The sequence below is a fragment of the Acinetobacter sp. 802_lipA genome, assembly GCF_058242885.1.
Genome location: NZ_JBZAYP010000001.1, coordinates 1,389,509 through 1,409,649, shown reverse-complemented (window position 1 = coordinate 1,409,649; position 20,141 = coordinate 1,389,509). Strand labels below are relative to the sequence as shown.

Here is a 20,141-nt window from a genome sequence, read left to right as displayed (position 1 = left end):
ATGTCACTTCAACACAGTTATCAAGCTATAGCAGAACAAGAATCGATTGATATTCCTACAGGTTGGTTACAAGGACGCACGATTTATGGGGGACTGGTCGCAGGTTTAATGATGCAAAAAGCATTGTTGACTCTTGCCGATGACACGAAGCATTTACTCAGTTGTAGCGTGACTTTTGTTGGCCCAGTACAACAAGCCAAAGTTCGTTTAACCAGCGAGATTCTCCGTCAAGGCAAATCGGTTACGACCTTGGAAGTACGTTTATGGCAGGATGATGCAGTTCAAAGTATTTTGGTGGCAAGCTTCGGGACACAGCGTGAATCGAGTATCCATGTGCATCAAGAACCTGTAGCACCCGCGTTTCCATCGGTTGATGGTCTTACAACAGCGCCGCATCACCCGCTTGCACCTGAGTGTTTTAAGCAGCTGGATATGGTTTGGGTGACAGGGCAGCATCCGTGTACAGCCAGCCCAAAGCCTGACTTTTCTGGCTGGTATCGCTTTAATCCAGACTTACATGAAAATCGAGACATGACCGTAGCCGACCTCATGGTGTCGATGGACATTTGGCCACCAGGGGTGCTACCGATGTTTAAAAGTATGGCACCTGCCAGTTCGCTAACATGGCATTTGACCTATGTGCATCCGCTGAAAAATCAGTTACACGATTGGATGAAATACCACGTTGAAACGCAATATGCTGCGGATGGATATTCCACCGAAGCCGCCTATTTGTGGGATGATCAGAATCGTTTAATTGCAATTTCGCGTCAAACAGTTACCGTGTTTGCCTAGTGACACCTTAGGTCAATTCGTATAAAGTGGGCGCTATTAACGATGGATTAAACCTCAAAAAAGTGTGCATTTTCATCGTACATGAGGGAAACAACGGGCGGTGTTTATGACTACAGGTCGCATCCTGAATATTCCTAATATCTTGACCTTGGCGCGTATTGCCTTAATTCCGGTCTTTTTGTTGGTGGCCTATTGGCCCCCTGTAATGGGTATCGCTGAACAAGCGGTAAGTATGTCTCGTCATATTTTGTTGACGTCTATTTTTGTCGTTGCAGCGGTGACAGATTGGTTCGATGGTTATTTGGCGCGGAGTTTAAATCAGACCTCTGCATTTGGGCGTTTCTTAGACCCTGTTGCGGATAAATTGATGGTGGCAGCCGCACTGATCGTGTTGGTACAGTGGAAACCTGAAATTTCGATGGCATTTGCGGCGATTGTGATTATTTCCCGTGAAATTACGGTGTCAGCACTGCGTGAATGGATGGCGGAATTAGGTGCGCGTACTAATGTAGCCGTGTCTACGGTCGGGAAATATAAAACCGCTTTTCAAATGATTGCGATTACCGTGTTCTTACTGAATTGGCAGCCGCTTGAAATGTTGGCTTATGCATTGTTGTATACCGCAGTAATTTTGACTTTATGGTCGATGTTTATTTATCTCAAAGCGGCTTGGCCGTACTTAAAACAGCCTTGATTGTAAGATTTTTAAGAAGCTCCTGCGGGAGCTTTTTTTGTACCTGAGATTCATTAGCTATGCATTTCTTCCTCAGTATCATCTTCAAAAGTCTTGGCAATTTTTTCAATATTGAGGCTCTTGGCCATGGCATCGAAAATTTCCTTATAGACCCCATCCTGACGGTACAGCGCTTCATGTTCTCCATGTTCAGCAATACAGCCTTCCTTCATGACATAGGTATAATCGGCATCGATAATTTGTGACAAACTATGCGAAATAATAATCACCGTTCGCCCTTGTTTAATCTCATCGAGGCTATGTTTAATTTGCTCGCTAGCAATCGCATCGAGACTGGCGGTCGGTTCATCGAGAAAAATAATCGGTGGGTTTTTGAGGAACATACGTGCCAGTGCAATGCGCTGTTGTTGCCCACCTGAAAGCATCAGTGCATCGGATTGGTAAGCTGCGGGTAGCTGCAAAATTTGTTCATGAATAGAGGCTTTTGCTGCGGCAGCATACACTTCGTCATCACTGGCATTGATTTTTCCATAGCGAATATTGTCTAAAATACTGCCTTGGAAAATGTGATTTTTTTGTAAGACGAGGCCAATGTGATCGCGTAAATAGGCGGTGTCGATGTCTTGTAAATCAATTCCATCGAGTTCGATTTTTCCTGCATCAGGCTGATAAAATTTATCTAATAGGCTAATTAAAGTGGATTTGCCTGCACCAGATAAGCCCACCAACGCTGTGATTTTGTTGGGTCGAATTTCCATGTTGACTTGTTTAAGCGCATGGTGACCATTCGGATAGAAAAAATCGACACTCTTTAGGCTGAATTTTCCCTGAATTGTGGGTTTGAGCGTACCACTTTGCTCGATTTCATCATCTGCTTCTAAAATCTTAAAAAAGCTTTCCGCGTAAATCATCGCATCATTCACTTCATCATAAATACGGTGCAATGAACGAATGGGTGCGGAGACATTATTAAACAGCAAAATATGAAACATGATCATGCCAATGCTCATTTGTCCATCGAGTACAAAGTACGCCGTGAGGATGATGATCAGCACAATCCCGATTTGTTCAATAAAGGTCTTTAAGCCATCAAATAAAAAGCTGAGTTGACGCGTTTGCATCTGGTTATCGGTCAGTGCTTTTTGCAATTTCAGTTGTTTAGTCGATTCAATGGACTCTCGGTTAAAGGACTTAATCACGCTAATCGACTGGATAATACTGAGAATGCCTTGGCTCTTTTTTTCACGGCCATCACGCAGGTTGCGCCGCCATCCGCCCAGTTTCTTAGCTTGTTGCAAGGTCAGCCAAAAGTAAATTGGGATAATACTGGTCGCCACCAAACCGACGTAGAAGTTGGCATAGTACATCAGCCCCAGTGCCACAATGGCACTGCTAAAAAGTGGCAAAATATCGATAAAAAAGATTTGTACCAGACGGGTCAGTGAACCAATGCTACGGTCAATTCGCGTTTGTAGCTTACCCGCTTGGTTTTGATCGGCATTAAAAAAAGCCAAACGGTAGCTAAGGAATTTTTCGATAATACTTTGTGCCAAGTCTTGCGATACCAGAATGCGGAGCTTTTCCCCATAAAACTTTTGACCAAACTGCACCAAGGCACTGATGATTTCTTTACTGAGTAAAATCATAGAAATGGTGATCAAAATATGGAGGCCTTCGGTCAGTCCTTGGCCTTGTTCGACCAGACGGTTGATACTGTCGACGGCGTATTGCAAAGTTAGAGCATTGACCTGCGCGGTGAAGGAGCCAATCAGCGTCAGGATCAAGGTCGCAATCACCAATATCCGATAGGGACGGACAAAGGGGCGAAGCTTTTGAAACAACTGCCAAAGGTTCATACATGCTTCTTTTTATTGTGAAAGTTCACATGAGTGTATGCATAAGGAGGCTAGGCGACAAGCTGTGACTTTGTTTTGATTTGTGTCGTTCTAAATTCAGTTAAACTGTTTGCAGAGGAGGAAAAGTCATGACCTTAGATCTGTTTAGTCCTGAACCGCAAGAAAACTTGCTGCCATTCGATGGGCAGGTGCAGGACTTGGGCTTGATTTTAACTGCGGAACAAAGTGCGAAATATTTGGATTATTTTTTAGCACATTTGGCATGGCAACCTGACGAAGTCGTACTGTATGGCAAACGTTATGTCACGGAACGAAAAGTGGTGTGGTATGGTGATGCCGACTATCAATATCACTATTCGGGCAGTGCCAAGCAAGCACTGTTATGGCATCCCGCTTTGTTTCGTTTAAAACAACATATTGAGCAATTGGTGGGACATCCATTTAACTCGTGCCTAGCCAATTTATATGAAAATGGCAGCCAAGCCGTGGGCTGGCATAGTGATGATGAGCCTTCACTACGTTCGCCGCAGCAAGAAAATGTGGTGATTGCCTCACTCAGTTTTGGCGCAACTCGTAAGTTTTGCTTTAAGCACAAGTTTAAACAGGAAAAAGTCGAGCTGATGTTGCACAGCGGGCAATTGATCGTGATGCGTGGACAGACACAGCGCTACTGGAAACATGCTTTGATGAAATCCAGCAAAATCACTGAGCCGCGTCTGAATTTAACCTTTCGCTACTTCTATCCAGCGCCTCAAAGCTAAGTTGAGTTAAGCCTCAATATTATGCAATAGATGGCATTTCTGTTCGATTTGTAAGGCGCTATGTCTTAATATTTCGACCATTTTTTTCAGATCCACAAATTCAAACCGGTTTTTCGAAGCCAATAAGGTCAGTGCCAACGGTGTATCTTTGGGTGAAAATTTGACTGGTACAGACAGACTGGCAAGGTTGGGGTCGAACTCGCCGTTGGAAAAATAATAGCCCTGTTTCTTAATGGCTTTCATTTTCTGTAAAAATTCATCTTGGCTCGCGGCAAAATTGACCTCGGCCAGCTGAGCCGAAAATTTTTGATAATATTCAATAATTTTAGCTTTGCTGAGCTGTGAAATCACCACTTTAGGCGATGAACCCAAATACACAGGACGTGGGCAACCACGCCCATAAGAAAATAACTCAAGGTCTTTAAAGACTTCACCATATAGGTCAATACAGTGCTCTGCGTTGAGCTGGGTGAGGATACAGCAAAACTCCGTTCGCTCAACGATGTCTTGCATAAAAGGAATGCTGATTTGTAAGAGTGGGTCTGTGGTTCGAGAGATATAGTCCAACACAGCAATTTGAGAGCCTAAAGTATAGTCACCACTGGTTCCACTTAAGCGCTGTAAAAGTCCTGCGGATACCAATTCCTTTAAATAACGGTAACTGGTGGGCTGTGATAGCCCCAGTTCGGCACTGATGATATCGACATTGATAATCGGGCGTGACACAGAAAAGAGGTCTAAGACAGTGAGAATTTTACCGAAACTTGAAAGTGCCATAAGAACCTACTTAGTCAAAATAAATGCCATTTGAGCGACAGTTACTATATAACAAAAACCCTAGACTCGACATGGCTTTCGTTCTGGGCGCATGGCTTTCGTGGACTTTTATCAGCATTTGTAATGCAATAAAAAGGGTGAAATATGATCTTAGAAATATGTAAATTATCATATTAAGATATTTTAATTGACAAAAATCCATATTTTTGGAAAAATTATCATTATAAATGTCTTTTAATGAATAATGCTTTTGTTATTTATTGAGCTATTTTCTTTCCTTTCAACATGGCGCTGTCTTTGACCATGTCTGTAAAAGACTTCATTTATTTGAATCATTTTTTCATCCGTCTTCGCATGAGGTGAGGACGAAGTGATGCTGTTTGTCTGAGCAATACTGTGTTGAAGAGTTTTTTAAATGTTGTCATTCAGCGCATTTAGAGATGAATTTATGTTCCTCACCAAACAGTTACTCGCATTCCGTCCAAATAAATTGGACTGGGTTTTTGCGACGAAAACCTTTTTGGCAGGCATGCTTTCACTTTATGTCGCATTTTCATTAGATTTGGCTTATCCCATTTGGGCGATTGGAACGGTCTTCGTCATCGCAAACCCATATGCGGGTATGACCTCCTCAAAAAGTCTTTATCGGGTGTTGGGAACGTTGTTGGGAGCAATCGTTTCGATTGCAGCCACGCCAAACCTGATCAACACTCCTGAATTGTTCACATTATTTTTAGCCACATGGGTCGGGTTTTGTCTCTATTTTTCATTGTTGGATCGGACGCCGCGTAGCTATATTTTTATGTTGGCGGGTTATACCACGGTCATTATTTGCTACAACATTGTCTATAACATTGAAACCACTTCCATGTTTGATATGGCGATTGGTCGCTGTATTGAAATCACGGTGGGAGTACTGTGTAGTGCAGTGGTGAATGCGGTACTGTTTCCCATGCATATTGGTCCCGTAGTCAAAACCCGTGTTTCACAGACTTTTCAAGACACCCGAGCGGTTTTTGATCAGATTCTGACAGATGATGTTAAGGCCATTAATTACAGCACTACACTTAGTCATATCACGCGGGATATTGCCGATATTCATGTGATGGCCGTGCACTTGAGCTATGAAAAATCGACCTTGCAGGGCATGACCAAACCGCTCCAAGAAATGCTGCATCAACTCAGTATGTTGGTGACGAACTTGGTGGCCATGGCCGAGCGAATTCAGCAGTTAGATCACATTGACGCATGCTACCGTCCAGCTTTAGAAAAGGCGCATGCACAGATTGTAAAGTTTTTACAAAGTGATCAGGTCATTTTAGAGCAGGACTTAAACCAGCTACCTGAGCAGTTTGAGTCGAGTTTTCAAGCCGTGTTTGACAGTGCCTTGCCACAGCAGCAAGTCATGTTGGCCAGTTTAAAAATGGATGTGCGTCATTTCACCCAAAATATACGTGCCATTAAGTTGATTTGGCAGCGTATCCAACAGGGGGATGACAGCTTACCCGCAATCGTGACCCCGATTAGTACAAACTATCCCAATTTACATCGAGATCATGGCGTAGCCGTGCGTGGCGGCATTTCAGCTTTTATTGTGGTGCTTGTGGCGACTGGCTTTTGGATTGTCAGTGGTTGGAAAGCGGGTTTTATGATGGCAGAGATGGCCGCTATTTGTGCCTGTATTCTGACCAGTATGGACAACCCCGTTCCTGCCTTAAAAATCTTTATCCGTGCCAGTCTGTATGCGGCGATTATTGTCTTTATTTATGCTTATGGCATCTTCCCACACATCAGCGCTTTTTGGATGTTGGCTGTGGTGTTGGCCCCTTTTTGTATGTACTGTCTGATGCTGTTTTTACATCCGCCGCTCACAGGTTTGGCGCTACCTTTGATAATGGGTGTGGTCATGGGCTTAAATCTGCAAAACCGTTATCACCTTGATCAAGTGATGTTTTTTGATGTATCGATTGGGACGGTGCTTGGCCCCATCATTTCTGTCTATGTGATTCACTTGGTGCGTGCGATGTCGCCGGACATTACCGCCAAGCGAATCCTGTCTTTACATTATAAAGCGATACGACAAGCGCTTTATTTACCTTATGGGGTGGAATTTAGAGTGCATTTGCGCAGTATGTTGGATCGGATAGGCATACTGAATACCAAATTGGTACAGTCCGATCGTTTGAAGCAAAAAATCAATTTGGCCCTGATTGAATCCAGTGCGGTGATTGATTTAACTCGGGTGCAAGAACTGATTGAAAAAATGCCTATGCAGGCCTCTATCACGCTGCATCTACAAGAACTACAAAGCCAAATGGATGCTTATTTTCACGCTAAAGAATTAGACCATAGCGACCTACAGGTCAGACAACACATTTTGGACAAAATTCAGATCATTCAGGCCGAGCTTATACACCTGCAAGACCTAAGCATTGCTCGGCGTTTGCAAGTTTCACTGAATAATATTCAAAGCAGTCTCTGTCATGCGACATGGGATGAAATGTCTCAAGTCCGTTTGCTGAGAGCATAACGATGGGTGAACTTAATATCTATGGTGTGTATGTGCCAGTTTTGGTCATTCAGGCGGTATTGGCCTACATCGTATTACGGTTACTCATGCGGGTGACCGATCCTTGGGTCGACAAAGGCTGGATTTTTTTACCCAGTATTTTTTATTTATGCCTCTACATTACTGTGCTTGGCGTAGTCCATTGGGGTTTTATCGTGAGCTTTGCCTAAGCGCATATCTGATTAAAATGAATGAGGTAAAAGAAATGACATCCTTTGATTGGCGTAAACTGAGCCGTCCCATCACTTTAGTGCTGATTGCGGGTATTGCGATCGCGGTGCTCGTGCATCTTTGGCATTATTATAATGCTGAACCGTGGACACGTGATGGGCGGGTTCGTGGCGATGTGATTCAAGTGTCTTCCGATGTATCAGGCTTAGTCACTGAAGTTTTAGTGCACGATAATCAAAGCGTCAAACAAGGGCAGGTGCTGTTTAAAATTGATGTGGCGCGTCAGGCGCTTGATGTGGAACAAGCCAAATCAGACTTGGCTAAAGCCAAAGCCAGTTTGGCTGCTGCCGAAGCGGAGTTGTTTCAAAGCAAAGCCAATTTGACCAAATCACAAGCCAATAGTCACTTGGCCGATAAAAATGCAGAACGCTATGCCAATTTGATGGATGGTGCTATATCAAAGCAAGAACAAGATCAGATGTTTGCCGTACGAGATCAATCACATGCCGAACATGAACAAATGCAAGCGGCGATTCAGCAGGCCAAAGCCAATATTGCGCAGCAACAGGCATTAATCGATGTAGCCACCAGTAATCTACATTTGGCTGAATTAAACTTAAACCGTTCCGAAGTCCTAGCACCAGCCGATGGCACACTGTCTAATTTTGAGATGAAAGCAGGGAATTATGTCAAAGTGGGGCAGGCGGTAGCGGCATTATTAGATCGCTCGCAGCTTTATGTGGTCGGTTATTTTGAAGAAACTAAGTTAAATAAAATTTATCTCGGTGCACCTGCGACTGTACAGTTGATGGGCGACTCAAACATCTTAAAAGGACATGTGCAGGGGATTGCTTCAGGCATTGAAGATCGTGAACGAACTACAAGTACAGGTTTGTTGGCCAATGTAAATCCAACCTTTAGTTGGGTACGTTTAGCGCAGCGCGTTCCTGTGAAAATTGCACTGGATGATATTCCGAAAAATGAATTGGCCTTTGTCGCGGGGCGAACCGTGACAGTACATATTACCGAGTCACAGCACTAAATTGAGCTCTGTTCATTTCAAAAAAAGCACTGCATAGGCAGTGCTTTTTTAAGATCAATGGATGTCCCGTCCTGAAATAAGTTTACACCTTTAAGAGGCTTATTTTATGGAACATGAACGAGAACAAAGAGTTAAACGTACACAAGGTGATTATAGCTTTGCCTTTAAAATGATGGTTGTACATGAAGTAGAAAAAGGGCAAATTAATTATAAACAAGCTCAGGCAAAATATGGTATTCAAGGAAGATCAACTGTGCTGGTATGGTTACGCAAGCACGGACAACAGGACTGGACTTCGAATATGCCGCCTTCTTCTAAACGCCAATTAACACCCCAACAACGAATCCGCCAATTAGAAAAGCAGTTAGCCGCAGAAAAGCTTAAAACTGAATTTATTCAGGATGTGATTTATCACATTGATAAAGAATGTGGGACTGATCTTGGAAAAAAGTATACCGAGCATGTTTCAAAGATTGGCAAAGCCAAAGAGGACTAAGCGTTTCACGTTATTGTCAGTGGTTGGGAATCACCCGACAAGCTTATTATCAAGCAGAAAAACGTGCTCAAATGACTGCACAAGCAACTGAACAAATACTTGAGTTAGTTATGGAATATCGTTGTCTCATGCCAAGTATCGGAACACGTAAGTTGTATTGGCTTATTAAAGGCAAATTGTTGCAGCGTGGTTTAAAGTGTGGACGGGATCAGTTATTTAAAATATTGAAAGAGCATAATTTATTGATTCGCCCCAAGCGTCGCTATACAAAAACTACGGATAGCAAGCATTGGATGAAGAAGCATCCAAATTTATTAAAGGATTATTCAGCAGTGCAAGCCAACGAAGTCTTTGTTAGTGATATTACTTATGTTGAGAGTGCTGAAGGCGTACATTATTTATCATTGGTGACAGATGCTTATACCCGTCAGATTAAAGGTTATAAGTTATCGAATGATATGCGTGCGGAGAATGTTATGCAGGCTCTACATATGGCGATGCAGCATGTGACGGATCGAGCGACTAGGATGATTCATCATTCAGACAGAGGCTTCTCAGTATTGCTCTGAGCTATATCAATCGGCATTGCGCCATTATGGGATATGTCCTTCCATGACAGATGGATACCTTGCGAAACAGTGTTTCTCATATCAAAATGCATTAGCAGAGCGGATTAATGGAATATTAAAGCAGGAGTTTTTAACTACACGATGTCAAACCATGAAGGAGTTAGATCACTTAATTACGGAATCTATCATGATTTATAATTACTATAGACCACATTTAAGTTTAAATATGAACACCCCGAATCAGATGTATGAGCAAACTAAAACCGAGCTAATTGCTTAACTCGGTTTGAAGTGGAATAGTGTCAATCTATTTCAGGACAAGACAATTTGCTGTGTTGAGATCCGACTCCAGTCATAAAAACCATGTCATCTGTTTTAAGAAAGGCTTACTTAAGGTGTTAGACCTTCAGGATTGCGATACCAACTTTCAATAAATAATGTTGCGGCAAGACTATCAGCAGAAACTTTTTTGCCTCGGCCTTGCGCATGGTAATGGCTCAGCTCATCACGGGCTGCACGAGTACTTAAGCGTTCATCCACCATCCATGTTTCAATATTGGTTTGATGGCGTAAACGACGTGCGAACTTACGTGCTCGAGCAGATAATTCTGACTCGCTATCATCCATATTGAGTGGTAGACCGACTAAAAATACATTGGGTTGATATTGTTTAATAATTTTATGCAGTTCATCCCAATTGGGGATGCCATCTTTCATTGGAAACAAAGCCAAAGGTGTTGCACTTTCAATCAGTGCTTGACCGACTGCCATGCCCATTTTTTGTGTACCAAAATCAAATGCCATAATCATTTGAGGTGTGTTTAAATCAGGCATGTCCAATCTCAGAAGACAACCAGGTTCGGTCCAGCCCGAGCTTTTTATAGGCTGCGTCCCAACGGTCGTCATAAGGAATATTAAAAATCAAATCCATATCAGCATCGCAGACTAGCCAATCACCACGAGACAGCTCATCTTCCAATTGGTTTTTGGTCCAACTGGTATAGCCCAAAGCAATTTGATAGCGACCCACGCCTTCGTTATGCGCAATCGCATCTAAAATATCTTTAGACGTGGTGATACAGATATTTTCGCCCACAGCAATCGAAGAGTGCCATGTCGGCTGACCCGTATGTAAGACAAAGCCAGCTTCTGGACGCAAAGGCCCACCTTGGAGAACATCATGTGGTCGTACGTGATCGGCTTCAATTTCAAGATCATTGAGCAGTTCTTTGACTGAAAGTCCTGAGGGGCGGTTGATGATGATGCCTTGAGCACCTTCCTCATCGTGTCGGGCCAAATAAATCACGGTATGGGCAAAGACTTCATCTGCCATATCGGGTGGGGCAATGAGACAGCGATGCGTCAGATATTGTTTGCTCACCTAAAGGCTTCTCCTTGAAATTAAAATGCTTCTAGTCAAATGTTGTTATCTACCACGTTACTAGACTAATGCACTTTCTCCAAATCTTTTTTTGTGATCCAGTCTACATAAATTAGGCAGATTGAAACTTCAACTGACGTAACTGCTTGGCATGTTGTAGCGTGGTGTCATTAATTTCAACGCCGCCTGTCATGCGTGCGAGCTCATCGATACGCTCATCTTCTTCTAAGTTTAAAATGGTGCTACTGGCAGGGTCGGTCTGACGTTTTTTCACCAACAAGTGCTGGTCGGACTGTGCTGCAACTTGAGCTTGGTGGGTAATACACAGAATTTGCACATGCGAACCCAAGTCGGCCAAGAGACGACCGACAATTTCGGCTGTGCCACCGCTAATACCGACGTCAATTTCATCGAAAACTAAAACTTCAGCTTCAGTTTTTTCAGCATTCATCACTTGCATCACCAACGCGATACGTGACAACTCCCCCCCTGAGGCAACTTTGGCTAATGGTTGCGGTGGGATGCCTTTGTTGGCGGTGAACAGTAATTGGATAAAACTTAGGCCTTCACTAGAAACCTGCTCCATTGGTTCAAACTTAAACTCAAAGTGCGCTTCAGGCAGAGCCAATTGTTTGACCTGTTCGGTTAAATGTTTTGCCAATGGTGCGGCTGCATCGCGACGAATTTGGTCAAGGTACTGGGCTTTATTTAACAGGTCCTGATGCGAGACTTCAACTTGCTCAGCTAGTGTTTCTGGATCTTCTAATAAATGGAGCTGTGCCAGTTCAGATTGCCATTGTTCATGCTCTTGTTTTAAGTGTTCTGGCTGCGTGCGGTACTTACGGGCAAAACGGTGGAACATCTCAAGCTGGGTGTTCAACTCTTCCATGCGTTCTGGGTCATAACTTTGACGGTCAATAAACTGACGTAGATTGGCCGTGGCATCGTCAAGCTCACTTTGTGCATTCAGCAAAGACGTATGAATCTCGGCCAACTGTTCACTGCGTCCAGCATGTGACTCTAAGCGGCGAATAATACTGGAAATTTCTTGATTAATATTTTGTTCAGCATCATCTAAGGCCGTCACGGCATAACTACAGTCCTGCATGATATTTTCATGATGAGACAGGCGGTCGAACTCTTGTTCAATCTCTTTATAGTCGATTTGCACCACATCTTCGAGTTCTTCTAATTGTAAATTCAAAGTATCCATACGTTGTTTACGCGTGGCTTGAGCATCCAATGCGGCTTGGTGCTGACGAATGTCTTTTTGCCATGTGCTATAGGCTTCACGCACAGCTTGCGCTTCTGGGTAGAAGTTATGATAGAGGTCTAACCAGCGTCTTGGATAAGGTGGTTCTAATAGCTGTTGTTGACTGTGTTGGCTATACAGTTGTACCAGCAAACGCCCGATTTCTTTCAATTCAGCTAAGCTGCTCGGACGACCATTAATCCATGCTTTACTGCGGCCAGTGGCAAAGATCACCCGTCTTAAATGAATTTCTCCTGACTCATCATCTAACTCATGTGCCTTTAACCATACGGCTTCAGGACTGTGTTCTTGATAACTAAAAATAGCGGTGACATCGGCTTTGTCTGAACCGAAACGGACATAGTTGGTGTCAGTCCGTTCTCCCAGACAGGCGGACAGAGCATCTAGCAATAATGATTTGCCTGCACCTGTTTCCCCAGTCAGGACATTAAAACCTTGATCGATATCAAGTGCTAAGTGATCGGCTAAAGCAAAATTAATTAAAGTTAAATGTGTCAGCATAAACGCATCCGAGCTGCGAAAAGTTTTAGTTTAAGATAGTGAAGTTTTATTCAGCCGACAAGACGGCAACGCTATTCGTTTTGTGCAAATTCGGCTTATTTTAGCGTGAATCTGAAAGTCGACCTAGCAGATTTTTTAAATCCGACTGTTATAGCAAACACAGCACAAACATGTGGGTATGCGATGTATATAGAAAGAGAACGACTCAGCGAACCGACGCACGGGCAAAAAACACGCCAAAATAGGCTAGAAATTGAGGCAATTGTACGATGGTCGGACTTTAACAAAATATTGATTGAGGGGAATAAAACATCGATTGATTAGTTAATCGCACACCTTTAAACTAGCGAATCAATACGAATATAAATGCGCATTATCTGGAGTGTACGCATGTCAACTCAGTTCGACCATGTCTCTGTCATTAAAAAATCCAATGTTTATTTTGGCGGTTTATGCATCAGTCATACTGTGCAATTTGAAGATGGCACCAAAAAAACGTTAGGGGTTATTCTTCCGACAGAGCAAGCTTTGACGTTTGAAACACATGTAGCAGAGCGTATGGAAATTATTTCAGGCGAATGTCGTGTACAAATTGCTGACAGCGAAGAGAGCGAATTGTTCCGCGCAGGTCAGTCTTTTTATGTGCCTGGCAATAGTCGTTTTAAAATTGAAACTGACGAAGTGTTGGACTATGTGTGCCATCTAGAAGGTTAAGCTTTCAACTGATACTCGCCAAGTAATTTCAAGCGAAATCGGTTAAACTATCCGTTGCACAGCAATCCTGTAAAGTCAGCTTTACAGGATTTTTATTTTGGCACATCGTGTCGATGGTCATTTATCTTTTTAGAGGTCCTACATGGCTAAACCTGAATATTTCTATGGCGTTCATTCGGTGGAGTCATTGTTGGAACTTGAACCTGAGCGCGTACTGACGCTTTTTACCTTAAAAGGGCGCGACGACCAGCGTTTAAAGCGTGTACTTGAGTTGGCTGAACCGTTTGGTATTAGCATACAACAAACCGGTCGTGATCGATTAGAAAAAATGGCGGGCTTGCCATTTCACCAAGGGGTTGTGGCTGCGGTCCGTCCTAATCCAGTTTTCAATGAAAAAGATTTAGAAGCCTTACTGAAACAATCGCCAAATTGTTTATTGCTGGGTTTAGATCAAGTCACCGATCCGCATAACCTCGGCGCATGTATCCGTACTGCGGCTGCAATGGGTGTCGAAGCTGTAATTGTGCCTCGTGATCGTTCTGCAAGTTTGACCCCGACCGCGCGCAAAGTTGCGGCAGGTGGTGCTGAAAAAGTTAAATTTATCCAAGTGACCAATTTGGCTCGGACTTTAGCGCAAATTAAAGATGAGTTTAATGTGCGTGTGGTCGGTACCATGTTGGATGAAAAAGCCTTGCCGCTACAACAGTTCGATTTTACTGGAACGGCTGTATGTGTGGTGATGGGTGCTGAAGATACTGGTCTGCGTCCAATTACCCAGTCTCAATGCGATCAAACAGTTTATATTCCGATGGCGGGCAATCTACAAAGTTTGAATGTCAGTGTAGCAACGGGTATGGCTTTGTATGAAGCATGCCGTCAACGTAATGTCTAAGATTTTTTAATTCCTGATTCAATGTAAGCCCAATGATGACCCCTCAAAAACAAGGCTATATCTTTATTGCCATCACCATGTGTATTTGGGGGGGATTTACCTTAACGGCGCGGCTCAGTGCCAATTGGGGTATTGGTGCGTGGGATATTACCGCCTTACGTTTTCTGTTGGCGTTTTGCATTTTAATGCCAATCTTGATCTATAAAAAAGATACCGCCTTTTTGTGGAAGAAAGAGCCTTTTATTTTGGCGATGATTGGTGGGGTGTGTTATTGCATCACCGTCTATAGTGCCTTTCATTATGTACCTGCGGCACATGCTGCGATTTTTCTTAATGGTTGTATTCCACTTTGCACGGCTGTCGCAGCTTATCTTTTATTTCGACAACCATTTGATCGGCATACTTGGCTCAGCCTCAGTATTATGTTGCTGGCACTGGCGGCCATGAGTGGGTTGATGTATCAAGAAACAGGTGTTGCTTTTAGTTTAGGTGATGGCTTGTTTTTCCTCAGTGCTGTGCTGTGGGGAACATTTACCGTTTTATTAAGACAATGGAAACTGTCGGCGTGGCACTCCATGGCAGGTGTTGCGATTTGGGCTGCGATTATTTTTGTGCCAATTTATGTTTTATTCCTCCCCAAAACCCTAGCGCATGTGCAACCTGTGCAATTGATTGCTCAGGTGATATTTCATGGCGTGTTTGTGGTCATCGTGGCGACCCTCACTTATGTGGAAGCCATTAAGCGTTTGGGAGCATTTAAAACAGGCAGTATTGTGACGTTGGCGCCTTTTATTGCTGCGATTATTGCGGTTCCTTTGCTCAATGAACCTTTGAGTGTTGCCATTTTATGTGGTCTTGTAGGAATGGGAATCGGGGCCTTGCAGCCATGGCGTTGGATACGGCAGGACAGTTTGAAAGCCCAACTCGCACAACAAAAAAAGCAGTCATAATCGACTGCTTTTTTTAGACTTCTGAATGGGCCAAATACTTTAAATGCAAAGGTCTGAGTTGTGCGTATAAGTGTTCCAAGTGTCCATCATTTACCACAATATCATCGGCCAACGCTTGTTTTTGTTCACGAGACATTTGCGCTTTAATGATGGTTTGAATTTGCTCAATGGTTTGATGGTCGCGCTGTGAAGCGCGGAGAATCTGGATATCAATTGAAGCATCGATCAGAAGCGTATGTTGCGTCAGCTCATGCTGATTGGTTTCTAAAAGTAGCGGTGAAACCAAAATCGCATATGTACTGGTCGCGGCTTGTAATTGTTGCATGATGGACTGACGAATTGCAGGGTGGGTGATCTTTTCCAGTTGCTTACGGGCAGGCGGGTCCTGAAAAATGTGTTCACGTAAAGCGCGTCGATTCAGTTCGCCATTGTCCAGTAAGGCCCACTCGCCGAAGCTGCTTCGAATTTGCTGAAGTGCAGGCTGACCTACAGCAACAATTTCTCGAGCAACGACATCGGCATCGACTACTTGTATGCCTTGTTGTTCAAACCAGTGGCTTGCGGCAGATTTTCCACTGCCAATCCCGCCTGTCAGACCTAAAATAAATGACATATTATATTTTAATTGCCTAAATATATTTTCATAATTTGCTCACCCCACAGAAAGGCAATCCAACCTGCGATGGCAATATATGGACCAAAAGCAAAAGGCTGATTTTCTTTGCGCACTTTGAGCAGAATGATGCCGATAATGGCACCTACGAAAGAGGAAAGTAGCACAATCAGCGGCAGCAGCAAAGGGCCCATCCATGCGCCTAAAGCAGCAAGTAACTTAAAGTCGCCATAACCCATACCTTCCTTACCTGTGATGAGCTTAAACAGATAGTAGACAATCCATAAGCATAAAAAGCCAATGATGTAACCCCAAATAGCCATCGTTGGTGTGGTGTAAATCGCATAACTATTGACCCCTAAACCCAGAGCTGCAAGGGTGAGGGTATAGCGATCAGGTAAAAGTTGAGTGTCAAAATCAATAAAAGTTAAGGCGATTAAAATGTAAGTGAGTACGAGACCAAACAACATTTGGATTGTTGGGCCAAAGACTGCAACCACGACCAATGCACAAATGGAGGTCAGGAGTTCAATCGCAGGGTAGCGAATACTGATCGGGTTATGGCAAGTGCCACACTTTCCTCGTAGCAGTAACCAACTCATCACAGGGACATTTTGATACCAGCGTATGGCACTTTTACATTGGGGGCAGGTCGAGGCAGGCTTGCTCAACGAGAGTTTCGTTTCATCAATAATAGGCTGTTCAGGATGAAGCAGAAGTTGGCAGTCGGTGCGCCATTCTTGTACCATCATTTTTGGAGTGCGATAGATCACTACATTCAGGAAACTACCAATGCACAAACTAAAAACTCCAACGGCAAAATACAGCGCCATTGGAGTATTGATCAGATAGGAAATTATTTCTTGCATTAAACCACAGAACCCATTTGGAAGATTGGTAGATACATGGCAATTACTAGGCCACCCACAAGTACACCCAAGACTGCCATGATCAGAGGTTCCATCATTGCTGTTAAGCCATCCACCGCATTATCGACTTCGTTTTCATAGTGAGTGGCAACTTTATCCAGCATGGCATCGAGCGCACCAGATTCTTCACCAATCGCTACAATTTGTACTGCCATTGATGGGAATTTATTGGTGGCACGCATCGCGAATTGAAGTTGTTGCCCTGTTGCGACATCTTCACGGATCTTCATCACAGCTTCTTCATAGACTACGTTATTGGTTGCACCCACGGTAGATTCGAGGGCATCAATTAAGGGTACACCCGCAGCAAAGGTGGTAGACAGGGTGCGGCTATAGCGCGCGATAATTGCTTTATAGACTAAATCACCAAAAATCGGGGCTTTCAGTGCAGCTTTATCCAACATGTCACGAAACTTTTTACTACGCTTTTTGGTTTCGAGTAAAGCTGTAATCACAACACCAACGACAATAATCAAAATGAACCAGTATTTCTGCATCCATTCAGACATATTTACCACCATTTGGGTGAATGCAGGTAAGTCTGCACCAAAGGAGCTGAATAAATCTTGGAACACTGGGACAACTTTGACCATCAAAATAATGGTCACGATCACCGCAACCACAACGACGGTTGCTGGGTATTTCATGGCTTTTTTAATTTTTTGCTTTAACAATTCACTTTTTTCTTTATAGACCGCTACACGGTCCAGCATGGTCTCAAGCGCACCTGATTGTTCGCCTGATTCAACTAATGAACAGAATAAGTTGTCGAAATATTGCGGATATTTTTTGAGTGCTCCCGCAAAGGTATTACCGCCTTCAACTTCACCTTTAATGCCGAGGACAACTTCACGCATAGATGGGTTTTCTAGGCCTTCAGCCACAATTTCAAAACCTTGAACCAGCGGTACGCCCGCTTTCATCATGGTTGCGAGCTGTCGAGTGAAAATCGTGATGTCCAGTGAAAATCGTGATGTCCAGTGTGGTCACTTTTTTCTTCATTATCCCTTCAAGAATATTCTTTTTCTTTTCTCGAATACTCTTGATGGTAATCCCTTGTTTGCGCAAAGTAACTTTGGCGAGGGCGAGATTACGTGCAGGCAATTCCCCTTTAATTTTTGCCCCTTTACGATCAATCCCTTCATAATTGAAGGTTGGCATCATCTGTGCTTTTTTGACAGCCATGCATTTATCCTTATTCTTTCAATATTTCAACTATTCGCTGGTTACACGATTCACTTCTTGTAAGGAAGTGACCCCCTGCATAACCTTGAGTAAACCTGAACAACGTAAATTGTTAAATCCTAATTTTGCAGATGCTTCCGCAATCTGTAAGGCATTGCCATCTTCCATAATAATTTTTGAAATTTCTGGCGTGACTTTCATGACTTCATAAATACCAACACGTCCTTTATAGCCTTCACGGCACTCAGCACACCCCACCGGTTGATAAACTTTGAAATCTGGATCTTTGATATCTGTGGAAGTAAAGCCCATTTCGAGCAAACTTTGTTCAGGAATATCGACAGCGGCTTTGCATTGGCTGCATAAGCGGCGTGCCAAACGCTGTGCAATCACCAAATTGACCGATGTCGCAATGTTAAAAGATGGAACCCCCATATTACGTAAGCGTGTCAGAGTTTCAGGTGCACTATTGGTGTGGAGTGTCGACATGACCATGTGACCTGTCTGTGCAGCTTTAATTGCGATTTCAGCTGTTTCAAGGTCGCGAATCTCACCAACCATCACAATATCAGGATCTTGACGTAAGAAGGACTTCAGCGCAGCAGAGAAGGTGAGGCCGACTTTATTGTTCACATTGACCTGATTAATGCCTTCTAAGTTAATCTCAACAGGGTCTTCCGCAGTTGAAATATTGGTGTCTTCTTTATTTAGAATATTCAAACCTGTATACAGCGATACCGTTTTACCTGAACCTGTCGGGCCAGTAATTAACAACATGCCTTGCGGTTTGTCTAAAGCCTGCATAAATAGGTCTTTTTGATCTGGTTCATAACCTAAAGCATCAATCCCCAGCATAGCACTGGATGGATCGAGAATACGTAGAACCAGCTTTTCGCCAAATAAGGTTGGAAGTGAGTTGACACGGAAGTCGATGGCTTTGCTTTTCGACAGCTTTAATTTAATTCGGCCATCTTGCGGGACGCGCTTTTCAGAGATGTCCATTTGTGACATAACTTTTAAACGTGAGGCAAGACGAGTCGCCAGTTGTAGTGGTGGACTGGCAATATGACGCAGAACCCCATCTACTCGATAACGGACACGGTAAGATTTTTCATAAGGTTCAAAGTGCAAGTCTGATGCGCCCATACGAATCGCATCAATCAGTAATTTATTGATGTATTTGACGATCGGTGCTTCATCCCCTTGAGGCGAGTCATCTTCTTCGTCATTGGAGTTCTGATGGTCTTGCTCTAAGTCTAAATCAATATCTTCATCAGAAAATTCAAAGCTATCGGCTTGCGCGAAATTTTGTTCGATTAGTTTTTCAAGCTGAGGATATTCAACAATAATCGCTTCAATGTTCATTTTAGAATTGAAACGAATCGCGTCCATTGCATCCATGTTGGTTGGATTGCTGGTGGCGATATAGAGGATATTGCCACGACGGTAAATCGGCAACACACGATGCTTGGTGATAAGTCTATCTTCGACCAGATCTCGTAGAATTTGTACCGAATCATAGACACTTAAGTCAAAAACAGGCTCTCCAAACTCCAAAGAAATCGTCTCAGCGATCATTTGTGGGGAGAGTTTATAATTTTCAATCAGATAAGGAACGATGTCTTGCTGAGCTTTTTTTGCAGAGAGCATTGCCTGCTGCATATTTTCAGCAGGCATGCGTCCGTCTTCGACTAAGCGTCGAATGAAGCCTGTGAACTTAGGCAAACCATTTGATACTGACATTCCCCAGATCCTTAACTTCTCAATTGTTTATAATTGGTATCGTAAAATTATACTTTTGTTGCACAAAAATACCATATCTGAAAGTGTTGTCACTACCTTAATATCGCTTAAAAGCATGAACTGGTCGTGATAGCAGGCGGTTTTTTTACAAAAAGATGTCTTTATTTTCATTCGTATTATTTTGATTGCCGAAGAAATTCTAGAAGAAAACTATCTATGAAAAATAAATA

Annotated in this window: 17 protein-coding genes and 2 pseudogenes; 10 read left to right on the top strand and 9 right to left on the bottom strand. The window is 43.2% G+C overall.

Going from position 1 to position 20,141, the window contains the following annotated elements; translation table 11 throughout:
- Together AC4CU3_RS07115 and pgsA are read left to right on the top strand one after the other, a co-directional pair.
- The gene (locus AC4CU3_RS07115) at nucleotides 1-795 is read left to right on the top strand and encodes a thioesterase family protein (RefSeq protein WP_279044878.1); all 795 of its coding nucleotides are present in this window, start codon (nucleotides 1-3) and stop codon (nucleotides 793-795) included.
- A gap of 106 nt (nucleotides 796-901) precedes the next feature.
- Nucleotides 902-1,489 (top strand): CDP-diacylglycerol--glycerol-3-phosphate 3-phosphatidyltransferase, encoded by a 588-nt coding sequence (gene pgsA / locus AC4CU3_RS07110; RefSeq protein ID WP_062035191.1) that lies wholly within the window; start codon nucleotides 902-904, stop codon nucleotides 1,487-1,489.
- Nucleotides 1,490-1,542: 53 nt separating this feature from the next.
- On the opposite strand, the gene AC4CU3_RS07105 is transcribed toward pgsA, so the two are convergent.
- Complete coding sequence (locus AC4CU3_RS07105; RefSeq protein WP_279044877.1) at nucleotides 1,543-3,345, bottom strand: ABC transporter ATP-binding protein; 1,803 nt, start codon at nucleotides 3,343-3,345, stop codon at nucleotides 1,543-1,545.
- Between the two features lie 128 nt (nucleotides 3,346-3,473).
- Here AC4CU3_RS07105 and AC4CU3_RS07100 point away from each other — a divergent pair, with 128 nt between their 5' ends.
- On the top strand, nucleotides 3,474-4,106 hold the full coding sequence (locus tag AC4CU3_RS07100) for an alpha-ketoglutarate-dependent dioxygenase AlkB (protein WP_279044876.1): 633 nt from the start codon (nucleotides 3,474-3,476) through the stop codon (nucleotides 4,104-4,106).
- A gap of 6 nt (nucleotides 4,107-4,112) precedes the next feature.
- Here the strand turns inward: AC4CU3_RS07100 and AC4CU3_RS07095 are convergent, their stop codons facing one another.
- Nucleotides 4,113-4,883: an IclR family transcriptional regulator gene (locus AC4CU3_RS07095; protein ID WP_004692725.1), complete on the bottom strand. Its 771-nt coding sequence runs from the start codon at nucleotides 4,881-4,883 to the stop codon at nucleotides 4,113-4,115.
- A 448-nt stretch (nucleotides 4,884-5,331) separates the two neighbouring features.
- Here AC4CU3_RS07095 and AC4CU3_RS07090 point away from each other — a divergent pair, with 448 nt between their 5' ends.
- The 4 genes and pseudogenes from AC4CU3_RS07090 (at nucleotide 5,332) to AC4CU3_RS07075 (ending at nucleotide 10,010) form a co-directional block, all read left to right on the top strand.
- Nucleotides 5,332-7,413: an FUSC family protein gene (locus tag AC4CU3_RS07090; RefSeq protein ID WP_490738462.1), complete on the top strand. Its 2,082-nt coding sequence runs from the start codon at nucleotides 5,332-5,334 to the stop codon at nucleotides 7,411-7,413.
- Nucleotides 7,414-7,415: 2 nt separating this feature from the next.
- On the top strand, nucleotides 7,416-7,622 hold the full coding sequence (locus tag AC4CU3_RS07085) for a DUF1656 domain-containing protein (protein WP_004692723.1): 207 nt from the start codon (nucleotides 7,416-7,418) through the stop codon (nucleotides 7,620-7,622).
- A gap of 35 nt (nucleotides 7,623-7,657) precedes the next feature.
- Entirely contained in the window at nucleotides 7,658-8,665 is a 1,008-nt protein-coding gene (locus AC4CU3_RS07080; RefSeq protein ID WP_114837145.1) for an HlyD family secretion protein, read from the top strand.
- Nucleotides 8,666-8,771: 106 nt separating this feature from the next.
- Nucleotides 8,772-10,010, top strand: a pseudogene (locus AC4CU3_RS07075) (IS3 family transposase).
- A 110-nt stretch (nucleotides 10,011-10,120) separates the two neighbouring features.
- Here the strand turns inward: AC4CU3_RS07075 and ruvX are convergent.
- The 3 genes from ruvX to recN form a co-directional block, all read right to left on the bottom strand.
- Nucleotides 10,121-10,564, bottom strand: coding sequence for a Holliday junction resolvase RuvX (gene ruvX / locus AC4CU3_RS07070; protein WP_004978741.1), 444 nt, complete (start codon nucleotides 10,562-10,564; stop codon nucleotides 10,121-10,123).
- The gene (locus AC4CU3_RS07065) at nucleotides 10,557-11,111 is read right to left on the bottom strand and encodes a YqgE/AlgH family protein (protein WP_004692720.1); all 555 of its coding nucleotides are present in this window, start codon (nucleotides 11,109-11,111) and stop codon (nucleotides 10,557-10,559) included. The genes ruvX and AC4CU3_RS07065 overlap by 8 nt, the downstream gene beginning before the upstream one ends.
- A gap of 112 nt (nucleotides 11,112-11,223) precedes the next feature.
- Nucleotides 11,224-12,885, bottom strand: coding sequence for a DNA repair protein RecN (gene recN / locus AC4CU3_RS07060; RefSeq protein ID WP_005400944.1), 1,662 nt, complete (start codon nucleotides 12,883-12,885; stop codon nucleotides 11,224-11,226).
- 390 nt (nucleotides 12,886-13,275) lie between these two features.
- Between recN and ppnP the strand changes: the two genes are divergently transcribed.
- From ppnP to AC4CU3_RS07045, 3 genes are all read left to right on the top strand, one after another.
- Nucleotides 13,276-13,599, top strand: coding sequence for a pyrimidine/purine nucleoside phosphorylase (gene ppnP / locus AC4CU3_RS07055; RefSeq protein ID WP_004692718.1), 324 nt, complete (start codon nucleotides 13,276-13,278; stop codon nucleotides 13,597-13,599).
- A 142-nt stretch (nucleotides 13,600-13,741) separates the two neighbouring features.
- A complete protein-coding gene (rlmB, locus tag AC4CU3_RS07050) occupies nucleotides 13,742-14,491 on the top strand; it encodes a 23S rRNA (guanosine(2251)-2'-O)-methyltransferase RlmB (protein WP_114837765.1) in 750 nt (249 codons plus the stop codon).
- A gap of 32 nt (nucleotides 14,492-14,523) precedes the next feature.
- Entirely contained in the window at nucleotides 14,524-15,441 is a 918-nt protein-coding gene (locus AC4CU3_RS07045) for a DMT family transporter (RefSeq protein ID WP_171355094.1), read from the top strand.
- A 13-nt stretch (nucleotides 15,442-15,454) separates the two neighbouring features.
- On the opposite strand, the gene coaE is transcribed toward AC4CU3_RS07045, so the two are convergent.
- The 4 genes and pseudogenes from coaE to pilB all read right to left on the bottom strand — a co-directional run bounded on the left by coaE (nucleotide 15,455) and on the right by pilB (nucleotide 19,911).
- The gene (coaE, locus tag AC4CU3_RS07040) at nucleotides 15,455-16,054 is read right to left on the bottom strand and encodes a dephospho-CoA kinase (RefSeq protein WP_279045152.1); all 600 of its coding nucleotides are present in this window, start codon (nucleotides 16,052-16,054) and stop codon (nucleotides 15,455-15,457) included.
- Between the two features lie 8 nt (nucleotides 16,055-16,062).
- Complete coding sequence (locus AC4CU3_RS07035; RefSeq protein WP_201953379.1) at nucleotides 16,063-16,923, bottom strand: prepilin peptidase; 861 nt, start codon at nucleotides 16,921-16,923, stop codon at nucleotides 16,063-16,065.
- Nucleotides 16,923-18,168: pseudogene (locus AC4CU3_RS07030) on the bottom strand (type II secretion system F family protein). The gene AC4CU3_RS07035 and the pseudogene AC4CU3_RS07030 overlap by 1 nt, the downstream one beginning before the upstream one ends.
- Nucleotides 18,169-18,198: 30 nt before the next feature.
- On the bottom strand, nucleotides 18,199-19,911 hold the full coding sequence (gene pilB, locus AC4CU3_RS07025) for a type IV-A pilus assembly ATPase PilB (RefSeq protein WP_114837769.1): 1,713 nt from the start codon (nucleotides 19,909-19,911) through the stop codon (nucleotides 18,199-18,201).
- Nucleotides 19,912-20,141: the final 230 nt, after the last annotated feature.

What these genes read in the sequence shown, in the direction of transcription:
- AC4CU3_RS07115 (WP_279044878.1), top strand. Translation starts at nt 1, where the DNA reads ATGTCACTTCAACACAGTTATCAAGCTATAGCAGAACAAGAATCGATT.
- pgsA (WP_062035191.1), top strand. Translation starts at nt 902, where the DNA reads ATGACTACAGGTCGCATCCTGAATATTCCTAATATCTTGACCTTGGCG.
- AC4CU3_RS07105 (WP_279044877.1), bottom strand. Translation starts at nt 3,345, where the DNA reads ATGAACCTTTGGCAGTTGTTTCAAAAGCTTCGCCCCTTTGTCCGTCCC.
- AC4CU3_RS07100 (WP_279044876.1), top strand. Translation starts at nt 3,474, where the DNA reads ATGACCTTAGATCTGTTTAGTCCTGAACCGCAAGAAAACTTGCTGCCA.
- AC4CU3_RS07095 (WP_004692725.1), bottom strand. Translation starts at nt 4,883, where the DNA reads ATGGCACTTTCAAGTTTCGGTAAAATTCTCACTGTCTTAGACCTCTTT.
- AC4CU3_RS07090 (WP_490738462.1), top strand. Translation starts at nt 5,332, where the DNA reads ATGTTCCTCACCAAACAGTTACTCGCATTCCGTCCAAATAAATTGGAC.
- AC4CU3_RS07085 (WP_004692723.1), top strand. Translation starts at nt 7,416, where the DNA reads ATGGGTGAACTTAATATCTATGGTGTGTATGTGCCAGTTTTGGTCATT.
- AC4CU3_RS07080 (WP_114837145.1), top strand. Translation starts at nt 7,658, where the DNA reads ATGACATCCTTTGATTGGCGTAAACTGAGCCGTCCCATCACTTTAGTG.
- ruvX (WP_004978741.1), bottom strand. Translation starts at nt 10,564, where the DNA reads ATGCCTGATTTAAACACACCTCAAATGATTATGGCATTTGATTTTGGT.
- recN (WP_005400944.1), bottom strand. Translation starts at nt 12,885, where the DNA reads ATGCTGACACATTTAACTTTAATTAATTTTGCTTTAGCCGATCACTTA.
- ppnP (WP_004692718.1), top strand. Translation starts at nt 13,276, where the DNA reads ATGTCAACTCAGTTCGACCATGTCTCTGTCATTAAAAAATCCAATGTT.
- rlmB (WP_114837765.1), top strand. Translation starts at nt 13,742, where the DNA reads ATGGCTAAACCTGAATATTTCTATGGCGTTCATTCGGTGGAGTCATTG.
- AC4CU3_RS07045 (WP_171355094.1), top strand. Translation starts at nt 14,524, where the DNA reads ATGATGACCCCTCAAAAACAAGGCTATATCTTTATTGCCATCACCATG.
- coaE (WP_279045152.1), bottom strand. Translation starts at nt 16,054, where the DNA reads ATGTCATTTATTTTAGGTCTGACAGGCGGGATTGGCAGTGGAAAATCT.
- AC4CU3_RS07035 (WP_201953379.1), bottom strand. Translation starts at nt 16,923, where the DNA reads ATGCAAGAAATAATTTCCTATCTGATCAATACTCCAATGGCGCTGTAT.
- pilB (WP_114837769.1), bottom strand. Translation starts at nt 19,911, where the DNA reads ATGTCAGTATCAAATGGTTTGCCTAAGTTCACAGGCTTCATTCGACGC.